This is a genomic window from uncultured Roseovarius sp. (assembly GCF_913054395.1).
Taxonomy (GTDB): domain Bacteria; phylum Pseudomonadota; class Alphaproteobacteria; order Rhodobacterales; family Rhodobacteraceae; genus Roseovarius.
This window is the reverse complement of the sequence record NZ_CAJXIP010000131.1, coordinates 1-9,204: the sequence shown is the minus strand read 5'-3', so window position 1 is coordinate 9,204 and position 9,204 is coordinate 1. Positions and strand designations below refer to the sequence as shown.

At 62.4% G+C, this 9,204-nt stretch carries 9 protein-coding genes and 2 pseudogenes; 5 read left to right on the top strand and 6 right to left on the bottom strand.

Annotated elements, in window-relative coordinates:
• Positions 1–105 precede the first annotated feature (105 nt).
• The 3 genes from acs to QZ522_RS15155 all read left to right on the top strand — a co-directional run bounded on the left by acs (position 106) and on the right by QZ522_RS15155 (position 3,004).
• A complete protein-coding gene (acs, locus tag QZ522_RS15165) occupies positions 106–2,052 on the top strand; it encodes an acetate--CoA ligase (RefSeq protein WP_294613386.1) in 1,947 nt (648 codons plus the stop codon).
• A gap of 155 nt (positions 2,053–2,207) precedes the next feature.
• Positions 2,208–2,615 carry a hypothetical protein gene (locus QZ522_RS15160; protein WP_294613383.1) on the top strand — a complete coding sequence of 136 codons (408 nt, stop codon included), beginning with the start codon at positions 2,208–2,210 and terminating at the stop codon, positions 2,613–2,615.
• 119 nt (positions 2,616–2,734) lie between these two features.
• Entirely contained in the window at positions 2,735–3,004 is a 270-nt protein-coding gene (locus QZ522_RS15155; protein ID WP_294613380.1) for a glycine zipper 2TM domain-containing protein, read from the top strand.
• Positions 3,005–3,085: 81 nt separating this feature from the next.
• Here the strand turns inward: QZ522_RS15155 and queF are convergent, their stop codons facing one another.
• The 5 genes from queF to QZ522_RS15130 all read right to left on the bottom strand — a co-directional run bounded on the left by queF (position 3,086) and on the right by QZ522_RS15130 (position 6,976).
• Positions 3,086–3,553, bottom strand: a complete 468-nt coding sequence (queF, locus tag QZ522_RS15150; protein WP_294613377.1) for a preQ(1) synthase — start codon at positions 3,551–3,553, stop codon at positions 3,086–3,088.
• Positions 3,554–3,567: 14 nt separating this feature from the next.
• Positions 3,568–4,314, bottom strand: coding sequence for a 7-carboxy-7-deazaguanine synthase QueE (gene queE / locus QZ522_RS15145; RefSeq protein ID WP_294613375.1), 747 nt, complete (start codon positions 4,312–4,314; stop codon positions 3,568–3,570).
• Complete coding sequence (gene queD, locus QZ522_RS15140; protein ID WP_294613372.1) at positions 4,293–4,649, bottom strand: 6-carboxytetrahydropterin synthase QueD; 357 nt, start codon at positions 4,647–4,649, stop codon at positions 4,293–4,295. Before queD ends, queE begins: the two co-directional genes overlap by 22 nt.
• Positions 4,649–5,347: a 7-cyano-7-deazaguanine synthase QueC gene (gene queC, locus QZ522_RS15135; RefSeq protein WP_294613368.1), complete on the bottom strand. Its 699-nt coding sequence runs from the start codon at positions 5,345–5,347 to the stop codon at positions 4,649–4,651. Before queC ends, queD begins: the two co-directional genes overlap by 1 nt.
• Positions 5,348–5,476: 129 nt before the next feature.
• Complete coding sequence (locus QZ522_RS15130; RefSeq protein ID WP_294613365.1) at positions 5,477–6,976, bottom strand: AMP-binding protein; 1,500 nt, start codon at positions 6,974–6,976, stop codon at positions 5,477–5,479.
• 115 nt (positions 6,977–7,091) lie between these two features.
• On the opposite strand from QZ522_RS15130, the gene QZ522_RS15125 reads away from it, so the two are divergent.
• Both QZ522_RS15125 and QZ522_RS15120 read left to right on the top strand, forming a co-directional pair.
• Entirely contained in the window at positions 7,092–7,634 is a 543-nt protein-coding gene (locus tag QZ522_RS15125; RefSeq protein WP_294613363.1) for a PAS and helix-turn-helix domain-containing protein, read from the top strand.
• Positions 7,635–7,975: 341 nt separating this feature from the next.
• Positions 7,976–8,194 (top strand): annotated as a pseudogene (locus QZ522_RS15120) (E3 binding domain-containing protein); the annotation flags it as partial.
• Here the strand turns inward: QZ522_RS15120 and QZ522_RS15115 are convergent.
• Positions 8,154–9,204: pseudogene (locus QZ522_RS15115) on the bottom strand (chromosome segregation protein SMC); the annotation flags it as partial. The pseudogenes QZ522_RS15120 and QZ522_RS15115 sit on opposite strands and share 41 nt — an antisense overlap.

The following is a 9,204-nucleotide window of genomic DNA, read 5'->3' as shown; positions in this document are numbered from 1 at the left end:
TGCGCGCTGAATATCTGGCGATCTGAACCGGATCGCCTGCCCCATATCGCTTTTTCGTTGGGGGCGGGCATCCGTTTGTCATCGCCCCCAACGAAAAGGTCCAACATGTCCGATACCACCTATCCCCCCTCTGCCGAGTTTGCGGCCAACGCCCATATCGACGCCGCGGCATACGAGAAAATGTATGCAGATTCGATCAACGACCCCGCGGCATTCTGGGGCGAGCATGGCAAGCGCATCGACTGGATCAAGCCCTTCACCAAGGTCAAGGATGTCAACTTTGACTTCGGCAATGTCGCGATCAACTGGTATTCCGACGGCACGCTGAACGTCGCGGCCAACTGTATCGACCGCCATCTTGCGACCCGCGCCAATCAGACAGCGATCATCTGGGAGCCCGATGATCCAAATGAGGCCGCGCAGCACATCACCTACCGCGAATTGCACGACAACACCTGCCGGATGGCCAATGTCCTCAAGGATCTGGGCGTCACACGCGGCGACCGGGTGGTGCTTTACCTGCCGATGATCCCCGAGGCCGCCTATGCCATGCTGGCCTGTGCGCGGATCGGCGCCATTCATTCCATCGTCTTTGCCGGCTTCAGCCCGGACGCCCTTGGCGCGCGGATCAACGGATCGAACGCCAAGGTGGTGATCACCGCCGACGAGGCCCCGCGCGGCGGGCGCAAGACCGCGCTCAAATCCAACACCGACGCCGCGCTTTTGCATTGCGATGACCGGGTCAAGAACCTTGTGGTCAAGCGCACCGGCGGTCAGACCACATGGACCGAGCGCGATTACGACTGCACCGCCCTGATGGCTGCGGCCTCGACGGAATGCCCGCCCGAGGAAATGAACGCCGAAGACCCGCTTTTCATTCTCTACACCTCCGGTTCCACAGGTCAACCCAAGGGCGTGGTGCACACATCGGGCGGCTACCTCGTCTATGCCTCGATGACCCAGGAACTGGTGTTTGACTATCACGAGGGCGATGTTTTCTGGTGTACCGCCGATGTCGGCTGGGTCACCGGCCACAGCTATATCGTCTATGGCCCGCTGGCCAATGGGGCCACCACGATCATGTTTGAAGGCGTGCCCACATATCCCGACGCAAGCCGCTTCTGGCAGGTCTGCGAAAAGCACAAGGTGAACCAGTTCTACACCGCCCCCACCGCCCTGCGGGCGCTGATGGGTCAGGGTAATTCCTTTGTCGAAAAATGTGACCTCAGCGACCTCAAGGTGCTTGGCACCGTGGGCGAGCCGATCAACCCCGAGGCCTGGAACTGGTACAATGAGGTTGTCGGCAAGGGCAAATGCCCGATTGTCGACACCTGGTGGCAGACCGAGACTGGCGGTCACCTGATGACCCCCCTGCCCGGTGCCACCGCGACCAAGCCGGGCTCTTGCACGCGGCCCTTCTTCGGGGTTCAGCCGGTCATCCTTGATGCGACATCAGGCGTTGAAATCACCACGACCGAGGCCGAAGGCGTACTTTGCATCAAGGATAGCTGGCCCGGTCAGATGCGCACGGTTTTCGGCGATCACGAGCGGTTCGAGAAAACCTATTTCTCGGATTACAAAGGCTATTACTTTACCGGTGACGGCTGTCGGCGTGACGCGGACGGCTATTACTGGATCACCGGGCGGGTTGACGATGTGATCAACGTCTCGGGGCACCGCATGGGCACCGCCGAAGTCGAAAGCGCCCTTGTGGCACATGCACAGGTGGCCGAGGCCGCCGTGGTCGGCTATCCGCATAATATCAAGGGTCAGGGCATCTATGCCTATGTTACCCTGATGAACGGGGTCGAGCCAACCGAAGATCTGCGCAAGGAGCTTGAAAAATGGGTCCGCACCGAGATCGGCCCGATTGCCAAGCCCGATCTTATCCAATGGGCGCCAGGCCTGCCGAAAACCCGCTCTGGCAAGATCATGCGCCGCATCCTGCGCAAGATCGCCGAGGATGACTTTGGCAGCCTCGGTGACACCTCGACGCTGGCCGATCCCTCGGTGGTCGACGAACTGATCGAAAACCGGATGAACCGCGGCTGACACCGCTCAGACGCGCCGCATTTATGGCCCCCGTCCGGTTCCTACCGGGCGGGGGTTTCTTCTGGCGCCGTTAACCAGATCGTTCAAAATCAGTTCGAACTTTGGCAAGGATCCGTTAACATCGGATGCGGGGGCGAACCTGGACGAGGTAACTCATGTTCACCGCAATCTCATCGCCAATCCTGCCATTGGCCCCAACACCGCCAGGCAGGACGGAACCGGCACAGACCACAACCGCGATCACACCCGCGATCACCGGCACGGCATCGGCAGTCTCAAGCCCCATACCGCCGGGTGCGGTGTTTTCCGTTCACCCCCCCGACACCACAACCCGCGCGACCGCCCTCGATAACGGCCCATTGCGCAGTGCGGCACCCGAGGACCGGGCACGCCGCAAAGCCGCAAGCGCAGCCCCGCGCCACTTGTTCGAGGCCGTGATCAAAGAGGCAAGAGCCCCTATCGGACCGCCGGCGCAGATCTATGAAGAGTCCGCCGCCATCGCGGTTGACGACCCGGCCAAGCCGACGGCACACGCCCACCCGCCGCTGCTGGCTGAGGTCTGAGCGCAGAGCACCCGTTGTCCGTGGTTGATACGGATCAATCTCGCTTCGACGTCTTGGGAATATGCTTGGTCTCAGAAGAGCGGCAAAACGGTTGCCGACATTTTCACGGGAGATCCACCATGCGACATCAACTTCTGACATTGGCTTGCGCGGCATCCCTGGTGCTATCGGCCTGCGATGCGCCCCCAAGCAACCGCGAACTCACGGGTGGCGTGATCGGCGCGGCGGGCGGGCTATTGCTGGCCTCGGCCTTTGACGCCAATCCGGGCTGGACCATCTTGACAACCCTCGCAGGGGCCGCAGCGGGGACATTGGTGGCACGCAACACAGCCACTAACCAATGCGCCTATGCCGTTGGCGATGGCACCTATCGGTCTGTGCCCTGCTGACCGGCAAAGCGCCTTGCCCCCTTGCGTGCGCGCCTCGCGAGGCTAGCGCGCAAGGGACGGATGAACCGCCCCCAAGCCCTGTCAGCCGCGCCCACGATACGGCGGCACGCCCTGATCGGGAATCCAGACACCATCGGGCATCGGCCCGGTCTGATAGAACACGTCGATCGGGATACCCCCGCGCGGATACCAATAGCCGCCAATCCGAAGCCATTGCGGATCGAGAAAATCCACCAGCCGACGGGCGATACTGACGGTGCAATCCTCGTGAAAGGCGCCGTGATTGCGGAAGCTGCCAAGAAACAGCTTGAGCGATTTGCTTTCCACCAGCCATTCACCCGGCACGTAATCAATCATCAGATGGGCAAAATCCGGCTGGCCGGTCATCGGACAGAGCGAGGTGAACTCGGGCGCGGTGAAGCGCACGTTATAGGCCACATCCGCCTGCGGGTTTTGAACCCGTTCAAGCACCGCCTCTTCCGGGCTCTGCGGCACCACGGTGGCACCACCCAACTGTTTGAGGTTGCTATAGATCGTTTCGTCGCTCATCCGGGTTTCTCCTGTCAAACACCGCGTTTGTTGCCCCAAAGCATTACATGCAATTGCGGTAGCACCTTTGCGCCGAACCAGCGATCCCCGATCACCCGGTCGACAAGCCAAAGCATCCGCGCATCAACACCCTCTTGGTCGACCACGGCATCGTCATCGTCCGGCGGCGGTGGCGTGTGATTGCCCGGTTGAAGATAGACCGGAAGATCGGGGTAACGCCCGGCAACCTCTCGGGCCCATTGGTAATCGACCTCATCAAAGACCACGATCTTGAGAACGCTCGGCGCACCGTTTGCCGCCGCGACGCATTGCGCGAAAATATCCCAATCCACCACCATCCCGCTTGAGGGCGGTTTGGGACTAAGCACAAGCATATCAAGATCACGAAACCAGCGCCGCGCAACAGACCCCTGGGTTTCCAGGGCAAACCGATATCCCTTGCCCTGTCCCATCCGGATCAACCCGCCCAGTGGTTGAATGGCCGGATTGCCACCCGAAAGCGAGACCATCAAGGGCTGACCGCCGGACAGGGCCTCGATCCTGGCCATCACGGCCTCTGGCGTCATCGGCGTCCAGGTGTCGCGATATGCGCTATCCACCGCATGCAGGCTGTCGCACCAGCTACACCGATAGTCACATCCGCCAGTGCGCACAAAAACCGTCGGCACGCCAATCAGCGCCCCTTCGCCTTGAATGGTCGGGCCGAAAATCTCGGCGATGCGGAGTGTCTCTTCGTTGGTCACGGACGATATTCCGCCCATGTTTTCGGTGTCTCGCTGACCTTTGCCGCCGAGACCTCGGGCCAGCGGGCATGCGCCCAATCATAGAAATGCTTGGCCATCCGCTCGGCGGTGACGCCATCATCCCCAAGAATATCGTTCAGGTGGCGATGATCGAGCGTGTCGTCGATATAGCGCTTGAGCGGCGCCAGATCGAGGTAATCGCGCACGAAACCATGTGCGTTCAGCTCTCTCGAGGCCAATTCGATCACGACGATATAGTTGTGCCCGTGCAGGCGCGCGCATTGGTGATCCTCTGGCAAGCCCTTGAGCTGATGCGAGGCCGAGAAATGAAATTCCTTGCTGATCCGATACATCACTCTTCCCTCTCGGCCAGAGCCGTCAACCAGAAGGCCGGGTCGTCGTATTGCGTCGGATCAATCACTCCGGCGAGATGAAATGCCTCGCGCCGCTCGACGCAGGTGCCGCAACGCCCGCAATGATGTGCGCCGCCCTTGTAGCACGACCATGTCTGCGCGAAGGGCGTGCCGTGGGCCGCGCCATCGGTAACGATATCGGCCTTGGACCCGGTCACGTAGGGCGTGTACAGGCGGATATCGGCATAACCGTCAAGCGCCTGATCCTGCATGGCCTGAAAGGCCTCAATAAAGCCCGGCCGACAGTCGGGATAGATGAAATGATCGCCGCCATGCACCGCCGTCGCCACCGCGTCGGCCTTTTGCGCCGCCGCCATGCCAAAGGCGATGGTCAGCATGATCGCGTTGCGATTGGGCACGATGGTCACTTTCATCGTCTCTTCGGCATAATGCCCGTCAGGCACAGCAATATCATCGGTCAGGGCCGAACCGCCAAGCGCGGCGCCGATCGCGCGAATATCGATGATGCTATGCGCCACGCCCAAACGCGTCGCGCAGGCGGCGGCAAACTCCAGCTCCTTGGAGTGACGCTGACCGTAATCAAAGGACAACAGCCCCTTGAGATTCTGTTCAGCAGCAACTTTATGCGCGAGCGACACGGAATCGAGCCCGCCCGAGCAGATGACGATGGTATCCATATATAACCCTTGTTTTGAGCGGGTAGGCTGCGACCGCATGGGGCGCATCTAAGGCGTTTGGCCCTCAAACGCAAGTCGGCGCATTTTCTTCTGCGTCGAAAAGGCCCTGAGATATTTCACAGGCAAACCCTAGGCATCCAGACGCGCGCGCAGCTCGGTTTTCAGAACCTTGCCGTAATTATTTTTCGGCAGCTCGTCTACCATGACATATCGCTTGGGCCGCTTGAAGCGGGCAATACGCTCAAGGCAATGCGCGTCCAGCGCCCCCTCTTCAACCCGTGCCCCCACCTCGGGCACTACAAAGGCGACCACCACCTCGCCCCATTCAGGATCGGCGCGCCCCACGACCGAGACCTCGGACACCGAGGGATGGGTCAAAAGCGCCTCTTCCACCTCGCGCGGATAGATATTGCTGCCGCCCGAGATGATCATGTCCTTGGAACGGTCCTGAAGCGTCACATAGCCGTCTTTGTCCATCACCCCGACATCGCCGGTCAAAAGCCAGCCCCGCGCGAAGGCCTTTCCAGTGGCGTCAGGGTTCTGCCAATAGCCGGGCATCACGGCATCGCCGCGCACCATGATCTCGCCCGCCTGTCCAAAGGCAAGCGCGCGGCCCTCGCCATCGCCGATCCGCACGTCAACCGCCGACTGCGCGCGCCCGACCGAGGCAAGACGCTCGCGCCAACGGGCGTGGCTTCGGTCGCTGACATCCGTGCGCGGCAAGGCGGTTATCGCCATCGGACATTCGCCCTGACCGTAAATCTGGATGAAAATATCGCCGAAATGATCAACCGCCTCGATGATATCGGCAAGATACATCGGCCCACCGGCATAGACGATACTGCGCAGGCCCTCACCGGATGCGCCGAAGTCCCGCGCATGGGCGGTCAGGCGCTTCACCATCGTCGGCGCCGCGAACATATGCACCCGGCCATGATGGCGCGCGAGGTCGAGGATTTCGGCCTCGTCAAATCCGCCGGACACCGGACAGATATGGCGCGCGCCGCGCAGCACATGAACCATCGCATAAAGCCCGGCGCCATGGCTCATCGGGGCGGCATAAAGCGTGGCATCCTGCGGGCTTACCGCATCCACATCCGCCAGATAGCTGAGCGACATCGCCACAAGCATCCGGTGGGTGATCATCACCCCCTTGGGCCGCCCGGTGGTCCCGGATGTATAGAACAGCCAGGCAAGATCATCCGGCGCACGCGTCGTGATGTCGCCAATGGGCGCCGTCTCCAGAGCATCGCCTTCGTGCATGTCCATGACCCGTGCGCCCGTATCGCCCAGATCCTGCGCCAAAGCACCGCTGGCCAGCACAATGCGCGCGCCCGCGTCCTTCACGATCCAGGCGGCCTCGGCGGCGTGCAGCTTGGCATTGATCGGCACCACGACGGCCCCGGCGTACCATACCCCGTAAAGCGCGATCAGATAGGCCGGGCTATTGGCCATGAAGATTGCCACCCGGTCGCCCGGCGCGATCCCCTGGCCCACAAGCCACCCCGCGAGCCTGCGCGCGTCCGCGTCAAAACCCGCATAATCGGCCAGGCATTCCTGACCCAGATAGATTGCGGGCCACTCGGGGCCTTTACGCGCCGCACGATCCAGCCAGACACCGATGTTCATCCGCTCCGCCCCTTGTTCACAGGCCTGTATCAAACCATTCCCGGCGCCCGGCATCAATTGTGAATATCCACGCAATTCCCTTGGAGCGCCGCGCGCGGCAGGGCATAAAGGCGGGATGGAGATCAAAGAGCTTGCCTTCGATCATGCCCCCGTGGGGCTTGCGGTGCTGGAACATCGCATCATCCGGCAGTGCAATCAGCAGTTTGCCGCGATCTTTGGCGACACGCCCGCGGCCTATCCCGGCGTTCCGCTGGCGCGGTTTTACCCCTCGATCGAGGATTACCGCCGGATTGGCGAACGCAGCCTTGCGATCATGCGCAAGACCGGGCGTTATGCCGACGAGCGGGTGATGAAGCGCGCCGACGGAACATTGTTCTGGTGCCGGGTCCGCGGTCAGTCGGTGACCCCCGATACCCCGTTCCAGCGCGGCATTTGGTCATTTTCCGATCTCTCGGAGGAACGCCCGCTCGTGCCCCTCACGCAGCGCGAGCGCGAGGTGGCGATCCTGACCTGCCGGGGGCTGACCTCCAAGGAAATCGGGCTTGAGCTGGGGCTATCCTATCGCACGATCGAGATCTATCGCGCCCGGCTTCTGGAAAAATTTCAGGCCCGCAAGCTTGCCGAGCTTGTTGCGAAACTTTCGGGCATGCCCCTCTGAAAGGCGCCAGTTTGCCTAGATTTAAGGCCGCTCCCTCGCAATCCTGACCCAAAAGGTCCATGTAGGGGGGCAAATGGCTGCTTTTCTCGGGCTACAGCTTAGCCTATAAGCGGCGAAAACGAATGCCATGGGCCCGTGTCGGGCATCATCGCTTTTGGTCGAGGAACCTGATGTCAAATAATACGTATGAATCGGATGTGGCCTTCATTAAGGCCTTGGCAGAACTGCTGAATGAAAACGATCTGACCGAACTATCGGTCAAGCGTGAATATGGCGAGGATGACACGCTCAACGTGCGGGTCAGCCGCCGGGGCGAAACCGTGACAACCCAGGTTGTATCGGCGCCCGCCCCTGCGCCCGCCGCGGCCCCGGCGGCACCGGCAGCGGCAGATGGCACCCGCATCTTTGCATCGCCCCTTGCCCGCCGTATAGCAGCAGACAAAGGTCTGGATCTGGCAACACTGCAGGGCTCCGGCCCCCGAGGTCGCATCGTTAAGGCAGATGTCGAAAACGCTGTGGCTGCACCAAAACCAGCCGCTGCCCCGGCTGCAGGCTCGGCTGCAGGCGCGCCGCGCTGTCCGGATCGACCACGCCGATCTGCGAAATCCGGCGCCAGAGCGCATCCGGGCCGTCCACGAACTTGGCCAGAGGATCGGCCCCGTCCGGCAGCGGCATGTCACGGGCATAGGCAGGCAGATGGAGCCAGCCCGTCGGGCCGTCACTCTCGGCCAATGGCGCCCGCAGGTCGTCGGCCAGAGCCGCGCCAAGCGCCTTTTCATAGCCGGGCGTGACCCGCAGGTCATCCATGACCTGCCCCCCCTCGGCCGTGTCGCGTTCCACCAGTTTCGCCAGCGCCGTGACTTCGGCCCGCAGGGCGCCAAGCTCGCCTTCGGCCTCGGAGCGCTGTGCCCGGGCCTCGGTTTCATGCGCCTGCGTCTGGGTGCGCAGTTCATCCGCTTCGGCCAGAGCCTCTTCGGCCAGTTCCGCCGCGTCCCGCGCCTCTTCCTCGGCTTCGACGGCCGTTTCAAACGCCTCTTCCGACCCGGCAAGCGCCTCCCGCGCGAGGCCCATGGCCGCCTGAGCCCGTGTGCCTTCTGCCTCTGCCCGGTCCAATGCGCGGCGGCAATCCTCGACCGATCGCTGCGCCGACTGGTGGCGGGCGGCGAGGCGGGCGACGTCTTCTGTCACCTGCGACAGGTGATCCTCGCCCGTCTGCAGAATCACGGCAGAGTCCCTGGCCAGCTCTGCGGCTTCCTCCATGCGGTCCTCGTGGCCCTCGCCCGCCTTGGCGAGTTCCCGCTTTTCCCATTCCAGCCGTTCGATGGTCTCGCCCGCGTCCTTGTTGAGGCCAGTTTCGCGATCAATGTCATTGCCGAGCTGCTGGATCCGGTTGTTCAGCCGCTCGATGCTCTGGCGGGCCTGCGCTTCCTGATCGGACAGGGCATCGCGCTGCACCACAAAACGCTGCAGGATCGCGGCCGCAATCGCCTCCTCCTCGCGCAGCGGTGGCAGGCTCTCTTCGGCGTCGGCGCGTTTGACCGCAGCCGCGCGGGCCAGCGCCTCTGCCTTG

What these genes read in the sequence shown, in the direction of transcription:
- QZ522_RS15125 (WP_294613363.1), top strand. Translation starts at nt 7,092, where the DNA reads ATGGAGATCAAAGAGCTTGCCTTCGATCATGCCCCCGTGGGGCTTGCG.
- QZ522_RS15160 (WP_294613383.1), top strand. Translation starts at nt 2,208, where the DNA reads ATGTTCACCGCAATCTCATCGCCAATCCTGCCATTGGCCCCAACACCG.
- queE (WP_294613375.1), bottom strand. Translation starts at nt 4,314, where the DNA reads ATGGGCGGAATATCGTCCGTGACCAACGAAGAGACACTCCGCATCGCC.
- QZ522_RS15155 (WP_294613380.1), top strand. Translation starts at nt 2,735, where the DNA reads ATGCGACATCAACTTCTGACATTGGCTTGCGCGGCATCCCTGGTGCTA.
- queC (WP_294613368.1), bottom strand. Translation starts at nt 5,347, where the DNA reads ATGGATACCATCGTCATCTGCTCGGGCGGGCTCGATTCCGTGTCGCTC.
- queD (WP_294613372.1), bottom strand. Translation starts at nt 4,649, where the DNA reads ATGTATCGGATCAGCAAGGAATTTCATTTCTCGGCCTCGCATCAGCTC.
- acs (WP_294613386.1), top strand. Translation starts at nt 106, where the DNA reads ATGTCCGATACCACCTATCCCCCCTCTGCCGAGTTTGCGGCCAACGCC.
- queF (WP_294613377.1), bottom strand. Translation starts at nt 3,553, where the DNA reads ATGAGCGACGAAACGATCTATAGCAACCTCAAACAGTTGGGTGGTGCC.
- QZ522_RS15130 (WP_294613365.1), bottom strand. Translation starts at nt 6,976, where the DNA reads ATGAACATCGGTGTCTGGCTGGATCGTGCGGCGCGTAAAGGCCCCGAG.